Genomic DNA, 20,780 nt, shown 5'->3' on the forward strand with positions numbered 1-20,780 from the left:
CTCGGGGGCTCGCCCCCAGGAAACGGCGAAGGGGCGGGTCAGGGGCATCCCACACGCACCGTCCGCCGGCCTCCCACCGCCCGGTGAATGGGCTCCTCGCTCCCCGTGAGCGGCACCCCGCTCCCCCCATGCCGATGAGCGACGATCTCCGCCGCGATCGACAGCGCGGTCTCCTCGGGCGTCCGGGCGCCGAGGTCGAGCCCGATCGGCGACCGCAACCGGGAAAGCTCCCCCTCGCTCACCCCCGCCTCCCGCAGCCGCCGCACCCGCTCCCGATGCGTCCGGTGCGACCCCATCGCCCCCACGTACGCGACGGGCAGCCGCAACGCCCGTACCAGCAAGGGCACGTCGAACCGGGCGTCGTGCGTGAGCACGCACAGCACCGCGCGCGGATCGAGCCGCTGGGTGTCGAGGTAGCGGTGGGGCCAGTCGACCACGACCTCGTCGGCTTCGGGGAAGCGTTCCTCGGTGGCGAAGACGGGCCGTGCGTCGCAGACGGTCACGTGGTAGCCGAGGAGGGAGCCGACGCGGACGAGCGCGGCCGCGTGGTCGATGGCGCCGAAGACGAGGAGGCGGGGCGGGGGCGCGGTGGTCTCCACCCAGAGGGAAATCCGCTCCCCGTGGCGTGTTCCGACGTCGGTGACGCCGCTGCGGCCGGCGTCGAGCAGGGCCCGGGCGGCCTCGGCGGCGGCGCGGTCCAGGGGCCGGCCGCCGCCGAGGGTGCCGTACGGCGGGCCGTCGGGGCGGACGAGCAGGCCGGGCCCGGAGGGCCCGCCCAGGGCGCGGGCGAGCGCCACCGTCTCGCCCCGCCCTGCGGCGGCCAGCGCCGAGGCGGCGGGGCCGCCGGTCGGGACCGGTGTGACGAGGACGTCGAGGGTGCCGCCGCAGGTGAGCCCGATGGCGAACGGGTCGTCCGGGTCGCCTTCGAAGCGTTCGAGCAGCGACTCTCCGGTGGCCAGCGCGCGGCGGCACAGTTCGTACACCGTGGCTTCGACGCAGCCGCCGGAGACCGACCCGGCGGCCGTGCCGTCGGCGGCGACGGCCAGGGCGGCGCCGGGCCGCCGGGGCGTGCTCCCCCGCGTGGCGACGACGGTGGCCACGGCGAAGTCGCGCCCCTGGGCGCACCAGCGGCTCAGCTCGGGGGCAAGGCCCAGCATCGTGGACGCTCCGGTGGTCGACGGGCGGTGGCCGGGGGACGCACGGCCGGGGGACGCGCGCTCACAGCACGTCCTCGATCCTGATCGGCAGCCGCCGCACCCGCACCCCCGTCGCGTGGAAGACGGCGTTGGCGATGGCGGCGGACGTGCCGGGGATGCCCAGTTCCCCGCAGCCTTTGGTGCCGTTGGGGTTGGTGGGGTCGGGGCCGCCGACGAAGTGCACGTCCAGGCGCGGGATGTCGGCGTTGACGGCGACGAGGTAGTCGCCGAGGGTGGGGTTGGCGATGCGCCCGGTGTGCGGTTCGGTGACGGTCTCCTCCAGCAGGGCCATGCCGATGCCGCCGACCGTGCCGCCGACGAGCTGGCTGCGGGCGGTCTTCTCGTTGAGGACGCGCCCGCAGTGCGCGGCGGTCACCAGGCGGGCGACCCGGATGACGCCGAGGTCCCGGTCCACGTGGACTTCCGCGAACTTGGCGGCGTACGGCCCGGTGGGAACCACCCCGCCGTCCTGCCCGGGCGCTTCGGACGAGCCCTCGGCGGACAGCGCGTCCCGCCCGTGCCGGGCGAGGACGTCCGTGTAGCTTTCGCCGCGCCCGTCGTCGAGGCGCACGATACGGCCGTCCTCGGCGCGGACGCCGTCGACGGGGACACCGCGCAGGGGCGAGCCGGCGTCGTCGCGGACGAGGTCGAGGAAGGCCCCGAGCAGGTGCCGGGAGGCGGTGTGGACGGCGGTGCCCATGGCGCCGGTGAGTCCGGAGCCGCCGGCGGAGGGCGCCGCGGGAAGGGAGCTGTCGCCCATCACCATGCGCACGGCGCGTACCGGCAACCCCAGAAGTTCCGCCGCGAGTTGGGTCATCACCGTGTAGGTACCGGTACCGAGGTCCATGCCCGCGCTCTCGACCACCGCGCCGCCGTCCGCCCGGACGGTGACGCGGGCCGCGCAGTCGGCCTGGTAGAAGAAGAACGACGTGCCGGCCATCCCGTAGCCGATCAGCGTCCGGCCCCGGCGCATGGAGCGCGGCTCGGGGTCGCGACGCGACCAGCCGAACGCCTCGGCGCCGACCCGGTAGCAGAGGCGCAGGTCGTTGGCGGACCACTGCTGTCCGGTGACGGGATGCTCGTCGGCGTGGTTGCGCAGCCGGAGTTCGAGCGGGTCCATGCCCAGCTCACAGGCGAGTTCGTCCAGCGCGCACTCCAGCGCGTGGTTGCCCTGGGCGTCGCCGGGCGCGCGCATGGAGCCGGGCGCGGGGACGTGCAGCCGGACCTGGACGTCCCGGGTGGCGATGTTGGGACTCGCGTAGGAGGACTGCGAATGGCCGGCCACCGGCTCGTAGTTCTCGTCGGTCATCGACAGCGACTGCCACGCCCGGTGGTCGAGGGCGGTGATCCTGCCGTCCCGGGTGGCGCCGAGCCGTACGGTCTGCTTCGTGTCGGGACGGTGGCCGACCGACGTGAACATCTGCTTGCGCGACAGCACCAGCTTCACCGGCCGTCCCACCTGCCGTGCCGCGACGGCGGCCAGGACGGTGTGGCCCCAGGTCCGCAGCCCGGCGCCGAAGCCGCCGCCGAGGTAGGGGGCGAGGACGCGGACGGTTTCCGGCGGCACACCGAGCGTCGCCGCGAGGTCGGCGCGGGTGCGGGAGGGGCCCTGGGTGCAGTCGTGGACGGTGAGTCGGTCCCCCTCCCAGTGGGCGACCGTGGCGAACGGGCCCATGGGGTTGTTGGTGTTCGCCGCCGTCCGGTACGTCCGCTCGACGCGGACGGGCGCGGCCTCCAGGGCCTTCTCGACGTCACCGGTCCCGCCGTCGGATCCGAACGGGTCGTGGAGGTGCTCGGCGTCGGGGTGGTCGAGGTCGGCGACCGGCGTGTCCGCCGCGTACGTCACACGGACCAGCCGGGCGGCCTCGGTCGCCTGCTCGAAGGTGTCGGCCACCACCACCGCGACGGTCTGGCCGTGGTGCCGGATCCGGTCCTCCCGCAGCGGGGGCGGCGGCAGCGACGAGGACCGGTCCGGCACCTCGTGCAGCGGGGGGACGTTCTCGTGGGTGAGCACCGTCAGCACACCGGGCGCGGCCCCGGCCGCCGCCGTGTCGAGGGCGGTGATCCGGCCGGCGGCGATCGTGCTCTGGACGAGGACGGCGTGGGCGAGGCCGGGGTACGCGGCGTCCGTCGCGTACGCGGCCCGGCCGCCGGTCTTCGCCCGCGCGTCGACGCGGTCGATGCCCTCGCCGAGCTGGGTCGCTGTCATGGGTCAGCCCTTCCGGTCACGGTCGGTCCCCCGGTCACGGCTCGGTTCCTCTGCTCATGGCCCGGTTCCTCCGGCCACGGCTCGCTTCCTCGGGCCCCGGCCCCCCGTGGTCACGTCCCGGCCCTCCCGGCCGTGGGCCGGTCCTCCCGAGCCCGGGCCGGCCTTCCTCGGTCATGGGTCATGACGTGGTCTCCCTGGTCACGACGCGGTCTCCCTGGCCATGACGTGATCTCCCGGCCATGACGTGGTCTCCCGGTCACGACGTGATCTCCCGGTCGAGGGGCGACGGTCCCGCCCCGCCGGGGCGTTCATCCGGCGCCACCCCGCCGGGGTTCTCGCCGCGCGCCAGAGCGTCCAGCGTCCGGACGACCGCCCGCCGGCCGAGCTCGATCTTGAAGCCGTTGTCGGGCCTGCCCTCGGCGCCGTCCAGCGCGGCCTCCGCCGCCGCCTCGAAGACGTCCCGCTCGGGCCGGGCTCCGCACAGCAGTTCCTCGGCGCGGAGCACGCGCCAGGGGACGGTGCCGACGCCGCCGAGGGCGAGCCGCGCGGAGCGGATCCGCCCGTCGTCGAGGACCAGCGCGGCGGCGACGGAGGCGAGCGCGAACTCGTAACTGGCCCGGTCCCGGACCTTCAGATAGCCCGACCGCGCCTCCGGCGGCAGCAGCGGGATCTCCAGGTGGGTGATCAGCTCCCCGTGCCCGAGGGCGTTCTCGACGTGCGGGGTGGCGCCGGGCGTCCGGTAGAACTCCGTCAGCGGCACCGCCCGTTCGCCGTCCGGCCCGTGGACGCGTACCGAGGTGTCCAGCGCGAGCAGGGCGACGGCCAGGTCGGACGGGTGGGTGGCGATGCAGTGCGGGCTGGTGCCGAGGACGGCGTGCGTGCGGTGGTGGCCGTCGAGGGCGGCGCAGCCGGTGCCGGGCGCGCGCTTGTTGCAGGCCTGGCTCGGGTCGCGGTAGTAGCGGCAGCGGGTGCGTTGCAGGAGGTTGCCGCCGAGGGTGGCCATGTGCCGGAGCTGCGGCGAGGCCCCGCGCAGCAGCGCCTCGCGGACCAGCGGCAGTCGGGCGGCCACGTCCTCGTGCGCGGCCAGCTCCTCCATGGTGGTCAGCGCGCCGGCGACGAGGACGCCGTCGCCGCGTCGCACGCCCCGCAGGGGCAGCCGGGTGACGTCCACCAGCCGGGCGGGCCGGAACACCTCGTCCCGCATCAAATCCACCTGGGTCGTCCCGCCGGCGAGGAAGGCGGCCTCCGGATCGGCGGCGACCTCGGCGACCGCCTCCTCGACGGTCCCGGCCCGGACGTACGCGAAGCTACGCACGCGGGCCTCCGGCGGCCACCTCGCGGATCGCGGCGACGATGTGCGGGTAGGCGCCGCAGCGGCAGAGGTTGCCGCTCATGAATTCGCGGACGTCGTCGTCCGAGCCGGCCCGGCCCTCCTCGATCAGGGCGACGGCCGACATGATCTGGCCCGGGGTGCAGTAGCCGCACTGGAGGGCGTCGTGGCGGGCGAACGCCTCCTGCATCGGATGCGGTGCGCCGTCCCGCTCCAGCCCCTCGATCGTCCGGACCTCACGTCCGTCGGCGCTCGCCGCGAGGGTGAGGCAGGACAGCACCCGCTTGCCGTCGAGGTGCACCGTGCAGGCACCGCACTGGCCCTGGTCGCAGCCCTTCTTCGTACCGGTCAGGGCGAGGGCGTCGCGGAGGGCGTCCAGCAGCGAGGTCCGGGTGTCCACCTCGATCCGCCGTTCGGAACCGTTCACCCGCAGGCTCACCGGCACCCGGACGACGGGCCCGGCCGTCCCGTCGGCCGCCGCAGCGGAACCGTTCACGACCATCACCCTCCACGCTGAACACTGCCGAGCACTGCCGAGTACCACCGAAGATACGTGCACATAATCCGACATTGCGGACGCAACGGGGTGATCCTAAGACCGGGACGACGCGGAGGACCGGCGACACGGCGGCGGACCACGGATGACGGACGGCGGACGGCGGACGGCGGACGGCGGACGGCGGACGGCGGACGGCGGACGGCGGACGGCGGACAACGGGGGACGGATGACGGCCGGGGCCGCGCGCGGGCGGGGAGGACCGCACGGAACGGCACCCCCTGAACCCGGTAACGTTTCCCCCACCGGAAAACCGCCGGAGCGGCACCGGAACACCGCCGGTACGCCGCCGCACAGCGAGAAGGTATCCCCGCTCATGCACATATCCCCCGAGCCCGACCTGCGCCATCACGGGGACGCCGAAGTGCGCGGCATGGGCGACGAGTTGACGGACCTGGCGGTCAACGTCCGGGCGGGCACGCCGCCGCGCTGGCTGCGCGAGCGCATCGCCGCCTCCGTCGACGCCCTCGCCGCCTACCCGGACGGCCGGGCGGCCCGCCGGGCGGTCGCGGCCCGCCACGGGCTGCCGGAGGAACGCGTCCTGCTGACGGCCGGCGCGGCGGAGGCGTTCGTGCTGATCGCCCGGGCCCTGCCGGCGCGTCGCCCGGTGGTGGTGCACCCGCAGTTCACCGAGCCGGAGGCGGCGCTGCGGGACGCCGGGCACAGCGTGGAGCGGGTGGTGCTGGACGCGGCCGACGGCTTCCGGCTGGACCCGCGCGCGGTGCCCTCCGACGCGGACCTGGTCGTCGTCGGCAACCCCACCAACCCCACGTCCGTCCTGCACCCGGCCACGACCCTGGCCCGGCTGGCCCGCCCGGGCCGGACGCTGGTGGTGGACGAGGCGTTCATGGACGCGGTGCCGGGCGAGGGCGAGTCCCTGGCGTCCCGTACGGACCTGCCCGGGCTGGTCGTCCTCCGCAGCCTCACCAAGACGTGGGGTCTGGCCGGACTGCGGGTCGGCTACGTCCTCGCGTCACCGGGCACGGTCGCCCGCCTCGAACGCGCCCAGCCGCTCTGGCCGGTGTCCTCCCCGGCCCTGGTGGCGGCCGAGGCATGCAGCGCGCCCCCGGCCCTCGCGGAGGCCGCCCACGCGGCCCACCGCATCGCCTCGGACCGGGCGCACCTGGAGTACCGCCTCTCCATGTTCCCGTCGATAACGGTCTGTTCCCCGGCGGCCGGCCCCTTCCTCCTGATCCGCCTCCCCCACGCCACCGCCGTCCGCACCCGCCTCCGCGGCCTCGGCTTCGCCGTCCGCCGCGGCGACACCTTCCCGGGCCTCGGCCCCGACTACCTCCGCCTGGCCGTCCGCGACCGCACGACGACGGACCGCTTCGCGGAGGCACTGGAAAAGACGTTGGCGGAGGGCTGAGAGGGCGGGTGAGGTCCGGCGCGCGGGAAGCCCCGGGCGGCCGGGGGCGGGGGTGTGCACTTCGGCACCGGTGACCGGCTGCGGGCGGAGCCCCGGTGGCCGTTCACCGTGTCCGGCCGCCCGGCCCCCGCCCTGCGCCGTCCCTCTCAGCCGCGTCGCCCCGCTGTCCGGCGGCGGGCCGCGAGGTAGGTGCCGCCGCCTCCGGCGACGAGGAGGGCGGCCGCGCCGGCGATCCAGGGGGTGGCCGAGGAGCCGCCGGTCTCGGCGAGGTCGCGTTTGTCGGCGACCGTCTGCGGCTTGACGTCGGTGCCGGGGGCCTGGGTGGGCTTCTTGCCGGGGGTCTGGCCGGCGGGGACCGGGGGCTGCTTGGCGGGCTTGGTTGCGTCCGGGGTCTCGCAGGCGGCCTTGACGAGGGTGACGCGGCCGTGCACCTCGGCGACGTTGAGCTTCAACGGGTTGACGTCGACGGCCAGTTCGAGGGCGGTCGCCGCCCCGGTGCGCGACGTGGTGACGGTCTTCGACAGGTCGAGGCGGACGCGGCCGACGCCCGGCACGTCGACGGCGGTCGTGCCGCCGGCGCGCAGGGTGACCTTCTTGCCGAGGACGGTCACCGGGCCCAGCACGTCGGACGTGGCCGTGGGGCGCTGCCCGGCCCGGCAGACCGCCTCCGAGGTGACCTGCCGGGTCTCGATCAGGGAGAGCAGCGGCAGGCCGGGGACGTGCAGCTTGGCGTGGAGGAGTTCGGCGCGGGCCGTCGCCGCGCGGGCGTCGGCCGTGGCGCGGGCGGTGGCCGCGTCGGCGCGGAGCAATTCCACCGGCCGGCCGCGCTCGGCGCCGCCGACCTGTACGGAGAGGGCGGTGCGCGCGGCGTTCCCGGGGGCGTGGACGTCGTTGAGGGACGCGTTGACCGGCACCCGGACGGTTTTGTCGAGCAGCGAGACGTCGAGGCCGGCGCGGAGGACGACGGCGTCGGCCTTGCCCGTGCGGTGGTCGCCGGTGACGGGGGCGGCGGGGGTGGCGTGGGCGGGGGTGACGCCGGCCGCGGCCCCGGAGAGCGCCGAGAACGCCGTCAGGACGGCCGCGTAACGGACGCCCGTCCGCCGGGAAACGGGCATGCCGAAGGAAGAGCTGGTGGTGCTGGACACGGGTGTGGAACTCCCCACGAGAGAAAGGAGCCGACGGCGCGCCGATGGGGGACATCGCGCGCCGTCGGCATCGACCACGTCATGGTCGTTCCCGGACGGGTGAACAGCGAGTGTTCTAGAGGGAGTTCACTCCAACGGGTGGTTTCCGGCTGCCAGTTCGAAGCAGGCGCACCAGGAGTGAGGTCCCGTCCCGGGCTCCTCGGCGCCTCAGCCCACCACACGTCCCCGCAGGATCACCCGGCGCGGTGCCGCCAGCACCCGGACGTCCTCCCGCGGGTCCGCCTCGTACACCACGACGTCCGCCGACGCGCCCTCCTCCAGCCCCGGGCGCCCCAGCCACGCGCGCGCTCCCCAGGTCGCCGCGGCGAGCGCGGCCCGGGCCGGCAGCCCGGCCTTCACCAGCTCGGCGACCTCCTGGGCCACCAGGCCGTGGGCGAGCGAACCGCCCGCGTCCGTCCCGACGTAGACGGGGATGCCGGCGTCGTACGCGGCGCCCACCGTCCGGTAGCGCCGCTCGTGCAGCCGCCGCATGTGGTCCGCCCAGCGCGGGAACTTCTTCTCCCCGCCCTCCGCGAGCCGCGGGAACGTGGCGATGTTGACGAGCGTCGGCACGATCGCGACCCCGCGCTCCGCGAACAGCGGGATCGTCTCCTCGGTCAGCCCGGTCGCGTGCTCGACGCAGTCGATCCCGGCCTCCACCAGCGGCGCCAGCGACTCCTCGGCGAAGCAGTGCGCCGTCACCCGGGCGCCCAGCCGGTGCGCCTCGGCGATGGCCGCCTCGACCTCGCCGCGCGGCCAGCAGGCGGCCAGGTCACCGGTCTCCCGGTCGATCCAGTCGCCCACCAGCTTGACCCACCCGTCGCCGCGCCGCGCCTCCCGCGCCACGTACGCCACCAGGTCCTCGGGCTCGATCTCGTGGGCGTAGTTGCGGATGTAGCGGCGGGTACGGGCGATGTGGCGCCCGGCGCGGATGATGCGCGGCAGGTCCTCCCGGTCGTCGACCCAGCGGGTGTCGGACGGGGAACCGGCGTCGCGCAGCAGCAGGGCGCCCGCCTCCCGTTCGGTCAGCGCCTGCTTCTCGGCCGTCGCCGCGTCGACCGCGCCGTGCGCGTCGAGGCCCACGTGGCAGTGGGCGTCCACCAGGCCCGGCAGCGCCCAGCCCTCGACGGTGGTGACGTCCCGGGCGCCCGCCGGACGGTCGAAGGTGATCCGCCCGCCGGTCACCCACATCTCGTCGCGCACCCCGCCGTCGGGGTCCGGGCCGGTGAGCACCCGTCCCTTGATGTGCAGCACCGTGCTGTCGTGCGTCATGTCCTCTCCCGTCCGGCAGGCGTCATCGCGCCACCGGCGGTACGGACGCGTCCGGTCCCGCGGGCGGCGGTCGATCCCCGCCAGTCTCCCGCCCGGACGCGTCTCCGCAAGTGTCACGCGTGTCACCTCGGGCGTCAGGTCAGGTGGCCGGATCCGTTCGTCGCCGTACCCGTTCACTGCCGCGCCCGTTGGTCACCGTCCCCGGCAGCCGTCGCGCCCGCCCGCCGCCGCGCCCGTCGGTCACCGTGCCCGACCGCCGTCGCGCCCGTCCGCCGTCGCATTCGTCCGGCGTCGCACTCGTCCGCTGTCACGGCCGTCCGCCGCGGCGGTCCGACGCGGGCGGCGGTCACTTGCGGCCGGCGACCATCGTCTCCGCGCCCGCCAGGTGCCGCGACCACGTCTCCCGGAAGCCCGCCTCCGCGAGCCAGCCCCGGCAGTCGGCGGCGGTGCAGTCGAAGCCGCCCGGGGTCTCGATGAGCATGTTGAGGCTGCCGAGCAGTCCGACCAGGTTCTCCCGCCGGTCGTCGTCGATGAAGCTCTCGTGGACGACGACGAGGCCGCCCTCCGGCAGGGCCTCGTACGCCTTGCGCAGCAGCATCCGCTTCGTCGGCAGGTCCCAGTCGTGCAGGATGTGGCCGAAGAGCAGGACGTCGGCGCGGGGCAGCGGGTCGGCGAAGAAGTTCCCGGCCGTGAACGCGAGCCGGTCGGCGGGGCCGCAACGCTCGCGGTACCGCTCGAAGTTGCCGCGGACGGCCGCCAGGTCGAACCCGGTGCCGCGCAGGTGCGGGTGGCGGTTGAGGATGTGGCTGAGCATGGCGCCCTCGGCGCAGCCGATGTCGGCGACGGTGCGGTGGGCGGACCAGTCCACGGCCTCGGCGAGGGCGTCCGCGGAGCGCATGGTGAGCCCGGTCATCGCCTGCTGGAAGGAGGCCAGGCGCTCGGGGTCCTTGTAGAGCGTGCCGAAGAGTTCACCGCCGTCCTTGATCTCGTTCTGCGGTTCGCCGGTCCGCAGCCCGTCGGCGAGGCTGCCCCAGAACCCGTAGAGCCGGTTGTCGTACATCTCCAGGGCGGAGCCCACATAGGTGGAACTGTCGCGGTCCAGATAACGGGCGGTCACGGGGGTGTTGGCATACCGGCCGTCGGGTCCCGGCCCGCGATCCAGCAGGTTGAGGGCCACCAGCGCGTCGAAGAAGTCCCGGGCGGCGCGGGGGTGCAGGCCGGTCCGGTCCCGCAGTTCCTCGGCGGTCAGCGGTGCTTCGGCCCGCGCAAGTTCCGTGAAGACTCCGAAGCGGACCGCGGCGAACAGCACCTTCGAAGCCTGGAAGCCGAAGGCGATGCGCAATATCGAGTCCAGCGCGCCGGGGCCGCCCTGTCGGGCGGCGTCGAGATCGTTCACATGCACTCCTCGGATGATCGGGCGGTCGCGTGTGGTGTCGAAAGTGGACCATGTCGTGCTGCCGCGTCCAGTCCCGGCCCCTCATCGGGGCGGTGCTGTGGCCGTTCTGACACCGAGCGGGACGGCGGACCGGCGGGGAGCGGGCTCGCCCCCCGTCGGGCGTGTGCCCTTCGCCTACGCTGTGCCCGTGATCGACAGACCGCCGGCCGGCGCACGGCCACCCGCGCACGCGTGCTCGTACGTCCGCGCGGCGCCGTGACGAACGGCTCGCGCCCGGAGACGCGCGCCCCCGCACCGTCCGTACCCGCTCCGGCTTTTGAGACGGAACGGAAAGCTCCGGTTCCGGGCGACGGGGACCCGGACGCCCGCACCAAGCCGGAGGTCCACTGCCTCAAGCCGGAAGACCACCGCACCAAGCCGGACCACGGGCCGGAGCCGGAGGGCCGCCGGCCGAAGCGCCGCCCGAACCACTCGTCGAATCCCTTGCCGAAGCTCCTGCCGACGCGCCTGCCGAGACTGCTGCCGGTGCTCCCGCCGGTGCACCTGCCGACCCGCCCGCTCACCGCCCTCCTCGGCCGCCGCGCGCGGTTGCGCTGGGTGCACCTGCTGATGGGCGGCGCCCTGGTGATGCCGTACTTCCTGGCGGCGAACGTGCTCCTGTCGCTCGTCCGCCACGGCGACGGCGTCACCGCGTTCCTCTCCCCCGTCACGCAGGTCACCACCTTCGTCACGGCGCTGCCCCTCGCCGCCCTCTCGGCGCTGCTCTTCCCCCTGATCCGCCCGCTGGAGAGCGCGACCGCGCGCGTCCTGTGCGACATCGGGGAGGCCGAACTGGCCACCGGCCCGGCCCGTACCTGGTCCGAACGCGTGCGCCCCGCCGCCTACTTCACCCTGCACCTCGCGCTGGGCGGCGTCGTCAGCGGCATGTCCCTGGCCACGCCGCCCGGCGCCGTCGCACTGGGACTGCTGCCGCTGCTGGATCCGGACGCGCCCGGCCGACTGCCCTGGTTCCGGTTGTTCGGCGGCCCGTTGCTGCCACTGCTGGCGCCCCTGGCCGGGCTGGGGCTGCTGGTGCTGCTCACGGCCGTGTCCCGGGCGGCCGGCGCCCTGCTGGCGCGCTGCGCGCCCGTCCTCCTCGGCCCGACACCGGCCGACCGGCTGACGGCGGCCGAACGGCGGGCCCACGAACTGGCCCTGCGCAACCGGCTCGCCCGCGAACTGCACGACTCCGTCGGGCATGCGCTGAGCGCGGTCCTCCTCCAGGCCGGCGCCGCCCGCCGGGTCCTCGACCGCGATCCCGCCTTCGCCCGCCGGGCGCTCGCCTCGATCGAGGAGACGACGCGCGAGGCGGTCGGCGAACTGGACACCGTACGCGGCCTGTTGCGCGAGGACGGCCCGGCCTCCGCCGTGCCCGCGCCGACCCTGGCGGACCTCGACGCGCTCGTGGAACGCACCCGCGCCGCCGGCGGCACGGTCGACGTGACCGCACCGGAGGGGCTGGGGGCCCTGCCGCCCGTCGTCTCCCGCGAGGCCTACCGGATCGTCCAGGAGGGCCTGACCAACGCCCTGCGCCACGCGGGCCCGGTGCCCGTGCGGCTCAGCGTCACCACCGACACCGAGACCCTGGAGGTCACCGTGGAGAACCCCGTCGGGCGCACCCCCGCCCGTACCCGCGGCGGCGGCGGTCGCGGGCTGACCGGCATCGCCGAGCGCGCCCGCCTGCTGCGCGGTACCAGCACCGCGGGGGCGCGGGACGGCGTGTGGCGGCTGTCCGTACGCCTGCCGCTGGGCGGTGGCGCCCGGTGAGCACCCTTCCGACGCCCGCGACGCACCCGATGCCCGCTGCACACCAGGCACCTGCGGCACACCCGACGTCCGCTGCACACCAGGCACCGGTGACACACCCGACGTCCGCGACGGACGCCAACACCGCCAGCGTTACCGCTACCGCCTCGCCGACCTCCGCCACCTCCGCCACCTCCGCCACCTCCGCCACCGGCGAACGAAGCCCCCTGCGCATCGTCGTCGCCGACGACGAGAACATGGTCCGCACCGCCCTCTGCGCCATCCTGGGCGCCGAACCGGATATGGAGGTCGTCGGCGAGGCCACGACCGGCGCCGAGGCCCTGACCGTCACCAGGGCCCTGTGCCCGGACATCGTGCTGATGGACGTGCGGATGCCGGAGGCCGACGGGATCCGCGCCACCGAACGGATCCTGGCGTCGATGGCCGAGCCGCCGCGCGTCATCGTCGTCACCACCTTCGAGAACGACAGCTACGTGTACGACGCCCTGCGCGCCGGCGCGTCCGGCTTCCTCCTCAAGCGGGCCGGGGCCGACGAACTCGTGGACGCCGTACGCCTGGTGGCCCGCAGCGACTCGCTCCTCTTCCCCGCCGCCGTCCGCTCCCTGGCCGCCGTCCACGCCGCCGGACGCGCCACCCGCGCCGAGGCCGACCGACTGCGCGCCCGGCTCTCCGACCGGGAGGCGGAGGTCCTGCGACTGATGGCCGAGGGCCTGTCCAACGCGGAGATCGCGGAACGGCTGTTCCTGGGCGCGGCGACGGTGAAGACGTACGTGGCGGGGGTCCTCGCCAAGCTGGGCGTCCGCGACCGGACGCAGGCGGTGGTGGCGGCGTACGAGACGGGGTTCGTCTCGCCGCGGTGACCCGCCCGAGCGTCCGGTGCCCGGGGACCGGCGGCGCCCCCCGGCGAAGGGCGGGCAGGGGGGCAGGGGGGGGCAGGGGCCAGCCTCACCCCACCGCGCACTCCCGCACGACCTTGGCGAGGGGGAGCGTCTCCGGCGCCGCCCCGCCCGGGAACGCGCACCGCCGCCGGTTGTAGCCGAAGGCGAGGCCCGCCCCCGGGTCGGCGAAGCCCAGCGAGCCGGCCGCGCCGCTGTGGCCGAAGGAGCGGGCGCCCAGGAAGGGGTAGTGCTCGGACACCACGACGAAGCCCAGCCCGTACGCCTGGTAGGCGCCGTTGACCAGGTCGTGCCCCGCCGACTGGATCTCGGCGACCCGCGCCGCCATGTCGGGCGTCAGCAGCGGGTCCCGGCCGTCCACCCCGCTGACGGCGGCGGCGTACAGTCGGGCCAGCCCCCGGGCCGAGGCGAAACCGCCGACCGAGGCGGGTCCGCCCGCGCGGATCACCTCCGTGTTGGGCAGCGCTTCCAGGTCCGTCGGGGTCTTGGGGTGGTTGCGGTTGAAGGCGATGCCCGGGAGGCTGTCCGGCCCGTGGGCCGCCGCCGCCCGCTGCCGCTTCTGCTCGGGTGTCGGGTCCATCGGCTGGGTGGTGAGCCGGCGGGGCTCGTGCTCCTCGGGGAGCCCCATGAAGAAGTCGATGCCGTACGGCGCGCGGACGCGCGTCTCGTACACCTCCTGCAGGGTCAGGCCGGTGACGCGGCGGACGACCTCGCCGGTCAGCGCGCCGATGACGAGCGCGTGGTAGCCGAAGGCGGCGCCCGGCCGCCAGTACGGACGCTGGGCGGCCAGCCGCTCGGCGATCGCACGGTCGTCGGCCAGTTCCTCGGGGGTGAACCCGCCGTCCGCGCCGACCAGGCCCGCCCGGTGGGAGATCAGATCGCGCAGGGTGACGTGTTCCTTGCCGGCCGCCGCGAACTCGGGCCAGTAGTGCCGCACTTCGCGGTCCAGGTCGAGCGTCCCGTCCTGGACGAGCAGCGCGACGACGAGGTGGGCGGCGCCCTTGGTGGACGAGAAGACGCCGGTGAGCGAGTCGCCGTTCATCTCCGGGCCGCCCCAGAGGTCGACCACCCGCCGTCCGTGGACATACGCGGCCAACTGGGCGGAGTGCCCGGCCCGCTCTTCGGCGAGCGTCGCGGCGAACACCTCGCGCACCCGCTCGAAGCCCTCGGCCACCGTCCCGTGGACGAGGGTGTCCGCCATGCCCGTTGCGCCCGTTGTGTTCGCTGTGTCCGTTGTGCCGGTCATGCCGGTCGCGCCCGCCATCGTGTCCCCCGTTTCCGCGTTCCCGCGTCGTGATCAAAAGAAGGGCACGATACACAGCAGCAAAGTCGATCATGATATTCCGCCCGCCGGTGCCACGGTCCGCCCACCGCCCGCGAACCGGCGGCCGGGTCATGGAACCGCAAAGGCCGATCACGCGTTGAACGGATCATGACCGCTATGACCCCCGGCTCGAACATCCCTCTCTCCGTCACCCGCGTGACGGTGGACGTCGCCGCGCCCGTGCGGCTCGACGTCTCGGGCCTGCTGCTCACCGCCGATGGCAAGGTGCGCTCCGACGACGACTTCGTCTTCTACAACCAGCCCACGGGCCCCGGCGTGACCCACAGCGCCGGGACGGGCGGCGCGCCCGACTCGATCACCGTCGACACGGCCGCCGTGCCCGCCGGCATCGAGAAGGTCGTCGTCACGGCGAGCCTGGACGCCCCCGGCACCACCTTCGCCGGCACCGAACCGACCGCGACCGTCCGGGACGCCGCCTCCGGCGCCCCGCTGGCCACTTTCACCCCGCCGAGGCTCGGCACCGAGACCGCGCTGATCGTCGTCGAGGTCTACCGGCGCAACGACGCCTGGAAGGTGCGGGCGGTCGGCCAGGGCTACGCCGACGGTCTGGCCGGCATCGCCACCGACTTCGGCGTGAGCGTGGAGGAACCGGCCCCCGCGGCCCCCACGCCCCCGGCGGCACCCCCGGTGGCTCCGGCCGCGGCTCCCGCTCCGCCGGCGGCCCCCGCCGCCCCGCCCGTAACCGCCGCTCCGCCCGTAACCGCCGCCCCGCAGCCCCCGGCCGGCGCGTTCGGCGCGCCCCTCCCGCCCGCGCCCCCGGCCCCGCCGATGCCCCCGGCCCCCGCGCCGGGCACGGGAAAGGTCAACCTGGACAAGGGCCGGGTGAGCCTCCGGAAGAACCAGACCGTCTCCCTGGTCAAGGGCGGCCGGCCGCTGACCCAGTCGGTCCGGATGGGTCTCGGCTGGGAGCCGGCGTTCGGCGGCCGGGCCATCGACCTGGACGCCTCCGTCATCGCCTACGGCCCCCAGCGCAACATGATCGACGCCTGCTACTTCGGCAAGCTGATGATCCTGGGCGGCGCGGTCCAGCACTCCGGTGACAACCTGACGGGCGCGGGCTCGGGCGACGACGAGACGATCACCGTCCACCTCGGCGGCCTGCCGCCGGAGGTCACCGGCCTGGTCTTCACCGTCAGCTCCTACAGCGGCCAGAAGTTCACCAACGTCGCCAAGGCGTACTGCCGCCTGCTCGACGGCCAGACCGGAGAGGAACTCGTCCGCTTCGACCTCACCGGGTCGGAGGCCAAGACGGGCGTGCTGATGTGCAAGTTCATCCGCCAGTTCTCGGGCGAGTGGGAGATGACGGCCATCGGCGAGTTCGTGAAGTCCAAGACCGTCCGCGACCTGGTCAACCCGGGGGCGCAGGCGCTCTGACGGCCGCCTCGGGCGCCCTCTCCCCTCCCGGAGGGCGCCCGGCGGGGGCGCCGGTCACTCCCCCGTGTGCACCTGGGTGTTCTGGCAGGCGTGCAACAGCCAGCGCCCGTCGCCGTGCCTGGTCATGACGTACAGGGGCGCGCCCTCCGAATCCCCCTCCGCCGAGTGGTACACCTGCCGCACCTTGACCGCCGCCACATCGGGCCGGAGCAACTGCACGTGCACCGGCTGGTAGCCGACGTCTCCGTCCCAGCTCGCCGCGGGCAGCACGGCCCGCGTGAACTCGGCTATCGCGTCCAAGCCGATGAGGACCTTGCCGTGCGCGGTCGTCCACAGCGCCTCGGGGTGGAAGAGGGCGAGGAATCCCTCCACGTCCTTGGCGCGCTGGGTGCGCTCGACCTCGGCCACCACGTCCTCGATCGCCTTGACGTCCTCGGCCGAGGCGGCCCACCCGGTGGCTGCGGCGGGTTCGACGATGCCGGTCGTCCCGGCGGTTTCGCTGCTCATGTGGATCACTCTGCCTCCTCAAGTGCGCTTCAGGTCAACCGCGATCAGGCCGGGCGGCCCGTCATCCATTCGGATGGCAAAGGCACCCACCCCCTTCAAGACAGGGGTGGAAGCGACGACCCTGGAGCCGAACCAGGGGGCCACGCCCCCACTGACGTCCGGGGGGAATCGCCATGCGGCCATTCAGGAACGTCGTACGGACGGCCGTGTCCGTCGGCGCCGCCGTCGCGCTGTTCGGCGGAGTGCCCGCCAACGCCCAGGCGGCCACGGGGGACTTCACCTATGTGAACGCCGACGGGGAGGACCTCGCGCTGCACGATCCCGTGGACGGCGAGTGCTTCCTGTTGGTCGGCGGGGCGAAGAGCGCCGCCAACCGCACCACCACCAGGGCGACGGTGTTCGCCGAGCGGGGCTGTGAGGGAACGCGCCAGACCGTGCAGCCGGGCGTCTCGGTGGACTTCGGCGGAGCTCTTCCGCACAGTGTCATGTTCGCCTGAGTCGATCGAGTCGCCTGAACTGATCGAGTTGCCCGAGCCGATTGAGGTGCCCGAGTCGGCTGAGGTGCCTGAGGTGCCTGAGCCGGCTGAGTTGTGCTGCGGTGGCTGAATCGTCGTGGGCGGCGGAACCGGGTCAGACGCCCGCCGTCCCCGCCGCCGCCTCCGGCCCAGCCGCCCTTTCCAGCCCGGCCGCCCCTTCCGGCCCGGCCGACCCCACCGGTCCCGTCCCCCCTGCCGGTCCCGCCAGTCCCGCCAGTCCCGCCAGCCGCCGGTAGGAGTCGAGCAGGGCGGCGCGGTCGTGACTGCTGGCCGTGACGAGCACCTCGTCCGCGCCCGTCCGCTCGACCAGGGCGGACAGCCGGCCGGCGACCTGCTCCGCCGTCCCGTGGACGTGCCCGCGCAGCGCGTTCTCGAAATGGCCGCGCTCGCGGTCGGTCATCGGCCGGGCCTCGATCTCCTCGGCCGGCTCCAGGGGCGGGAAGACGCCGCGCGTGCGGGAGTGGGCGAGGGCCCACGCCTCCGGGACGAGCAGCCGCCGCGCGTCCTCCTCCGTCGCCGCGACGGCGATGTCACCGGCGAGCACGACGTACGGCTCGGCGCGCCCGGCCGACGGCCGGAACCCCTTGCGGTACCGCTCGACGGCCTCGACCAGCCGGTCCTCGCCACGCAGCCCGCCGATCACCAGGGCGGCGCCCGCGCGGGCCGCGATGTCGGCCCCCGCGTCGTTGGCCAGGACGAACATCGGCACCCGCAGCCCCTCGGCCGGACGCGCGTGCACCTGCGGGTACGCGACCGCGCCGCCGTCGAACCACTCGGCCAGTTCGGCGAGCCGTTCCTCGAAGTCGTCCACCGCCTCCTTCCCGGTCCCGAGCGCCCGCCGGATGCCGTCCGTGAACCCGACGGACCGCCCGACCCCCAGGTCGATCCGCCCAGGGAACAGCGACTCCAGCACCCCGAACTGTTCGGCGACGATCATCGGCCGGTGGTTGGGCAGCATGACCCCGCCGGTGCCGACACGGATCCGCGACGTGGCGGCGGCGACGGCGCTCGCGAGCACGGTGGGAGCGGATCCGGCCACACCGGGCACACTGTGGTGCTCCGAGACCCAGAACCGGTGGTAACCGAGCGCCTCCGCCTCCCGCGCGAACCGGACGGTGTCCCGCAGCGCCTCACCGGGCTCACGCCCGCGCCGCGTACGGGAGCGGTCGAGGACGGAGAAGGGAATACGCGCAAGGCTCACGCTCCGCTGCAACGCGCGGGGCGTGGCGCCGGATTCCCAGGCCGAGGCCCGGGGTGCCGGATCCCCGGGTCGGGGCCCGGGGGCGCTGGGGTCCTGAGGTGCTTGGGGCCCTGAGGTGCTTGGGGACCTGAGGCGCCGGGGCCCTGAGGCGCTTGGGAGCTTGAGGTTCTGGGGTCTTGGGTCCCGGGGAGCCTGGTCCGGGAGCCTGGAAGTTTGGTCCGGGAGCCCGAAAGCCTGGTCCGGGGAGCCTCGTGCGGGGTTCCGAGGGGCCTGGCCCAAGGGCCTGAGGGCTTGGTCCAGGAGCCTGGGAATCTGGTCCGGGAGCCTGAAAGCCTGGTCCGGGGAGCCTGGTGCAGGGTTCCGAGAGGCCTGGTCCAAGGGCCTGGGAGCCCGGTCCGGGAACCTGGAAGTTTGGTCCGGGAGCCTACAAGCCTGGTGCGGGGGGCCGAGGGGCCTGGTCCGAGGGTTTAAAGGCCTGGTCCGGGAACCTGGGAGCCCGGTCCGGGAGCTTAAAAGCCTGCTCCGAGGGCCCGGGGGGCCTGGTCCGAGGGCCTGAGGGCCTGGCCCGAGGGGCCTGGGAGCCTGGTCCGTGGGGCCTGGGAGCCTGGTCCGTGGGGCCTGCGGTCCGGGAGCCTGGGCCCGGAGGGCCGGCCGATCGGGGCCCGGAAGCCGAGCCCCGGCCGCCCACCGCCTCGACCACCGTCACGAGAGGCCGGCCGGCTTCCGCGGGGAGGGCGGCAGAGCAGTGAGCAGTTCCCACAGGGGACGCGAACCGGAGGCCCACACTCCGAGCGTCTGGCGGTCCACGACGTGCAGCCGTTGCTGCCGGGCGAAGGCGACGGCCGGCCTCGTGACCCGCCCGTTCGTGACGATCACCGCGACGTCCGCGCCGTGGACGGGACGGGCGGTGCCGTTGAGGACTTGAAGGTCGGGCGTGCCCACGGCGGAACCAGCCGGACCACTGCGCCGGTGTTTGCACTGGACCACCCACCGCCGCCCGTAGGGGTCGACGGCCTTCACGTCGGCGCCCAGGTCACCGCCGCCCCCGACGCGGACCGCGTTCCGGTAGCCGTCGCGGCGCATCAGGTCGCGTACGGCCTCCTCGAACCGGGCGTGGTGCAGGGCGTCCAGTTCGCCCAGCCCGTACCGCAGCCCCCGGGCCCGGACCGCCTCCCACCGCGTCCGTTCCCGCTTCCGGTACAGCAGGACGCCGCCTACCGTCAGCGCGAGGATCCCGAGCACGACCACGACCCACCAGTGGGCCGACAGCCACTCGACGACGGCCGTCACCAGCGCGGCGGCCGCGACCGCGGCCACGAGAAGCCCGGCCGGCCGACTACCCGCCCGCCGCCGCCCGCGCCCACCCGGCTTCGGGGGACGTCGGCGCGGCACCGCCCGCCCCGGCACCCGCTTGGTCCTCGCGGCCCGCGACCCGCGCGCGCGGGGACTCACCGACCCGCCTTGGTGACGCTGTCGGCGAGCTGTCCCACGATGTCGTGGATCGCCCGGCCCACCGGAGTGGGTGCGATCAAGATCCCCAGCGCCAGGACGATCACGACGGTCAGTTTCTCGTCGTTGCGGCTGCGGGCCTCCGTACGCCGCGCCAGCCGCAGGACGACGATGACGGCGAGCAGCACCGTCACGTCGATCGTCAGCACCCGTCCCCACCTCCCCCGGCCACCGCTCGTCGGCACGTGGACGCGAAGCTCCACCCGGCACGCGGACGGCGAAGCGCCGCCCGGCACTTCTGTGTAGCCGTGCCCGGCCGGGACCGATGCCGGATCACCGGCGGTTGGCACAAAGCAAGCGGACTTGTGTCCGGATATCGCGCGGCCGGTGAGGCGGGGGGACGGGAACCGGTCGGCGGTCCCGGTCGCGAACGGGCTGCACGGGCGGCCTGTTTCCTCCCCGCCGGTCCCGGCCATCATGAGGCGCTTCGGGCCGTGACGCCTTGGTCAACGGTGGAGCGCGGGTGGCCGGTGGGGCCGACGGGGAGGGGCCGCTGAGGGGCGACGCGGCCGGGGAGGCGGCTGGGGTGGGCGGGGCCCGGAGGTGGCGGGAAGGGATCGTGGCAGGGACGTTCTTTTGTCCCGTCTCCCCCTCTTTCGCGAACGTCCCTCCCGCGCCAACCTTGTCGGACACGGCGGAGGTTCCCGTCAATCCTCGTCCCGTGTCCCGCCGTACTCCGCAGTCGGGCAACCCGCCCCGCGCGTCGCGGCAGGGCCGGGGCGGCACAGGCGAGGGCCCCGGGCCCGGGGAGGGCGGCGCCGCGTCGGGCGCCGGCGCGTCGTCCACGGCGCCTTCCTCCCGGGCCTCCGCGCACCACGCCGTCCGCACCACGCCGTTCACGGCACGTCAGGCGTGGCACGTCCCGGCGCACATGCCGTGCACCACGACACGCCACATCGCAGCACGCCACATCACAGCACGCCGTACCGCAGCACGCCGTACCGCAGCACGCCACACCGTGGCATCCGCACCGCCCGGGCGAACTCCCCGCCGCCCGGCTCACGTTGCGGATCACCGACCCGTACGTCGTACCACCGCCCGGCCGACCGCCCCGGCATGCGCGCGGAGCGGAGCCGAGCCGCGCCATGCCGTCC

At 74.8% G+C, this 20,780-nt stretch carries 18 protein-coding genes; 5 read left to right on the top strand and 13 right to left on the bottom strand.

The window, feature by feature from the left end; translation table 11 throughout:
• Nucleotides 1-38 precede the first annotated feature (38 nt).
• The 4 genes from ACZ6X9_RS11300 to ACZ6X9_RS11315 form a co-directional block, all read right to left on the bottom strand.
• Nucleotides 39-1,157, bottom strand: a complete 1,119-nt coding sequence (locus ACZ6X9_RS11300) for an XdhC family protein (protein WP_469777748.1) — start codon at nt 1,155-1,157, stop codon at nt 39-41.
• Nucleotides 1,158-1,218: 61 nt separating this feature from the next.
• The gene (locus tag ACZ6X9_RS11305) at nt 1,219-3,405 is read right to left on the bottom strand and encodes a xanthine dehydrogenase family protein molybdopterin-binding subunit (RefSeq protein ID WP_469777749.1); all 2,187 of its coding nucleotides are present in this window, start codon (nt 3,403-3,405) and stop codon (nt 1,219-1,221) included.
• A 256-nt stretch (nt 3,406-3,661) separates the two neighbouring features.
• A complete protein-coding gene (locus tag ACZ6X9_RS11310; RefSeq protein WP_469777750.1) occupies nt 3,662-4,720 on the bottom strand; it encodes an FAD binding domain-containing protein in 1,059 nt (352 codons plus the stop codon).
• Nucleotides 4,713-5,237 carry a (2Fe-2S)-binding protein gene (locus tag ACZ6X9_RS11315; RefSeq protein ID WP_469777751.1) on the bottom strand — a complete coding sequence of 175 codons (525 nt, stop codon included), beginning with the start codon at nt 5,235-5,237 and terminating at the stop codon, nt 4,713-4,715. Before ACZ6X9_RS11315 ends, ACZ6X9_RS11310 begins: the two co-directional genes overlap by 8 nt.
• Nucleotides 5,238-5,607: 370 nt before the next feature.
• Here ACZ6X9_RS11315 and cobC point away from each other — a divergent pair, with 370 nt between their 5' ends.
• On the top strand, nt 5,608-6,660 hold the full coding sequence (gene cobC / locus ACZ6X9_RS11320; RefSeq protein ID WP_469777752.1) for an Rv2231c family pyridoxal phosphate-dependent protein CobC: 1,053 nt from the start codon (nt 5,608-5,610) through the stop codon (nt 6,658-6,660).
• A gap of 146 nt (nt 6,661-6,806) precedes the next feature.
• Here the strand turns inward: cobC and ACZ6X9_RS11325 are convergent, their stop codons facing one another.
• From ACZ6X9_RS11325 to ACZ6X9_RS11335, 3 genes are all read right to left on the bottom strand, one after another.
• Nucleotides 6,807-7,805, bottom strand: coding sequence for an SCO1860 family LAETG-anchored protein (locus ACZ6X9_RS11325; RefSeq protein ID WP_469777753.1), 999 nt, complete (start codon nt 7,803-7,805; stop codon nt 6,807-6,809).
• A 207-nt stretch (nt 7,806-8,012) separates the two neighbouring features.
• Entirely contained in the window at nt 8,013-9,116 is a 1,104-nt protein-coding gene (locus ACZ6X9_RS11330; protein WP_469777754.1) for an amidohydrolase family protein, read from the bottom strand.
• A 346-nt stretch (nt 9,117-9,462) separates the two neighbouring features.
• Entirely contained in the window at nt 9,463-10,512 is a 1,050-nt protein-coding gene (locus ACZ6X9_RS11335) for a methyltransferase (protein ID WP_469777755.1), read from the bottom strand.
• Between the two features lie 231 nt (nt 10,513-10,743).
• Here ACZ6X9_RS11335 and ACZ6X9_RS11340 point away from each other — a divergent pair, with 231 nt between their 5' ends.
• A complete protein-coding gene (locus ACZ6X9_RS11340; protein ID WP_469777756.1) occupies nt 10,744-12,318 on the top strand; it encodes a sensor histidine kinase in 1,575 nt (524 codons plus the stop codon).
• 206 nt (nt 12,319-12,524) lie between these two features.
• Nucleotides 12,525-13,178: a response regulator transcription factor gene (locus ACZ6X9_RS11345; protein WP_469778628.1), complete on the top strand. Its 654-nt coding sequence runs from the start codon at nt 12,525-12,527 to the stop codon at nt 13,176-13,178.
• Between the two features lie 85 nt (nt 13,179-13,263).
• On the opposite strand, the gene ACZ6X9_RS11350 is transcribed toward ACZ6X9_RS11345, so the two are convergent.
• Nucleotides 13,264-14,415: a serine hydrolase domain-containing protein gene (locus ACZ6X9_RS11350; protein WP_469777757.1), complete on the bottom strand. Its 1,152-nt coding sequence runs from the start codon at nt 14,413-14,415 to the stop codon at nt 13,264-13,266.
• 240 nt (nt 14,416-14,655) lie between these two features.
• Between ACZ6X9_RS11350 and ACZ6X9_RS11355 the strand changes: the two genes are divergently transcribed.
• Complete coding sequence (locus ACZ6X9_RS11355; protein WP_469777758.1) at nt 14,656-15,933, top strand: TerD family protein; 1,278 nt, start codon at nt 14,656-14,658, stop codon at nt 15,931-15,933.
• Nucleotides 15,934-15,987: 54 nt separating this feature from the next.
• Here the strand turns inward: ACZ6X9_RS11355 and ACZ6X9_RS11360 are convergent, their stop codons facing one another.
• A complete protein-coding gene (locus ACZ6X9_RS11360; RefSeq protein ID WP_469777759.1) occupies nt 15,988-16,449 on the bottom strand; it encodes an SgcJ/EcaC family oxidoreductase in 462 nt (153 codons plus the stop codon).
• A gap of 164 nt (nt 16,450-16,613) precedes the next feature.
• On the opposite strand from ACZ6X9_RS11360, the gene ACZ6X9_RS11365 reads away from it, so the two are divergent.
• Nucleotides 16,614-16,937 (top strand): hypothetical protein, encoded by a 324-nt coding sequence (locus tag ACZ6X9_RS11365; protein WP_469777760.1) that lies wholly within the window; start codon nt 16,614-16,616, stop codon nt 16,935-16,937.
• 133 nt (nt 16,938-17,070) lie between these two features.
• On the opposite strand, the gene ACZ6X9_RS11370 is transcribed toward ACZ6X9_RS11365, so the two are convergent.
• The 4 genes from ACZ6X9_RS11370 to ACZ6X9_RS11385 all read right to left on the bottom strand — a co-directional run bounded on the left by ACZ6X9_RS11370 (nt 17,071) and on the right by ACZ6X9_RS11385 (nt 20,744).
• Nucleotides 17,071-18,177, bottom strand: a complete 1,107-nt coding sequence (locus ACZ6X9_RS11370; protein ID WP_469777761.1) for an MsnO8 family LLM class oxidoreductase — start codon at nt 18,175-18,177, stop codon at nt 17,071-17,073.
• A gap of 702 nt (nt 18,178-18,879) precedes the next feature.
• Nucleotides 18,880-19,494, bottom strand: a complete 615-nt coding sequence (locus tag ACZ6X9_RS11375; RefSeq protein WP_469777762.1) for a restriction endonuclease — start codon at nt 19,492-19,494, stop codon at nt 18,880-18,882.
• Nucleotides 19,495-19,625: 131 nt separating this feature from the next.
• Nucleotides 19,626-19,835 carry a hypothetical protein gene (locus ACZ6X9_RS11380; RefSeq protein WP_469777763.1) on the bottom strand — a complete coding sequence of 70 codons (210 nt, stop codon included), beginning with the start codon at nt 19,833-19,835 and terminating at the stop codon, nt 19,626-19,628.
• A gap of 762 nt (nt 19,836-20,597) precedes the next feature.
• Nucleotides 20,598-20,744: a hypothetical protein gene (locus ACZ6X9_RS11385; RefSeq protein ID WP_469777764.1), complete on the bottom strand. Its 147-nt coding sequence runs from the start codon at nt 20,742-20,744 to the stop codon at nt 20,598-20,600.
• Between the last annotated feature and the right edge of the window lie 36 nt (nt 20,745-20,780).

This window comes from Streptomyces sp. NPDC052910 (assembly GCF_055585605.1).

Bases quoted from the DNA above. Each gene is read 5' to 3' on its own strand.
- ACZ6X9_RS11315 (WP_469777751.1), bottom strand. From the start codon at position 5,237: ATGGTCGTGAACGGTTCCGCTGCGGCGGCCGACGGGACGGCCGGGCCC.
- ACZ6X9_RS11355 (WP_469777758.1), top strand. From the start codon at position 14,656: ATGACCCCCGGCTCGAACATCCCTCTCTCCGTCACCCGCGTGACGGTG.
- cobC (WP_469777752.1), top strand. From the start codon at position 5,608: ATGCACATATCCCCCGAGCCCGACCTGCGCCATCACGGGGACGCCGAA.
- ACZ6X9_RS11365 (WP_469777760.1), top strand. From the start codon at position 16,614: ATGCGGCCATTCAGGAACGTCGTACGGACGGCCGTGTCCGTCGGCGCC.
- ACZ6X9_RS11305 (WP_469777749.1), bottom strand. From the start codon at position 3,405: ATGACAGCGACCCAGCTCGGCGAGGGCATCGACCGCGTCGACGCGCGG.
- ACZ6X9_RS11300 (WP_469777748.1), bottom strand. From the start codon at position 1,157: ATGCTGGGCCTTGCCCCCGAGCTGAGCCGCTGGTGCGCCCAGGGGCGC.
- ACZ6X9_RS11350 (WP_469777757.1), bottom strand. From the start codon at position 14,415: ATGGCGGACACCCTCGTCCACGGGACGGTGGCCGAGGGCTTCGAGCGG.
- ACZ6X9_RS11330 (WP_469777754.1), bottom strand. From the start codon at position 9,116: ATGACGCACGACAGCACGGTGCTGCACATCAAGGGACGGGTGCTCACC.
- ACZ6X9_RS11385 (WP_469777764.1), bottom strand. From the start codon at position 20,744: ATGCCGGGGCGGTCGGCCGGGCGGTGGTACGACGTACGGGTCGGTGAT.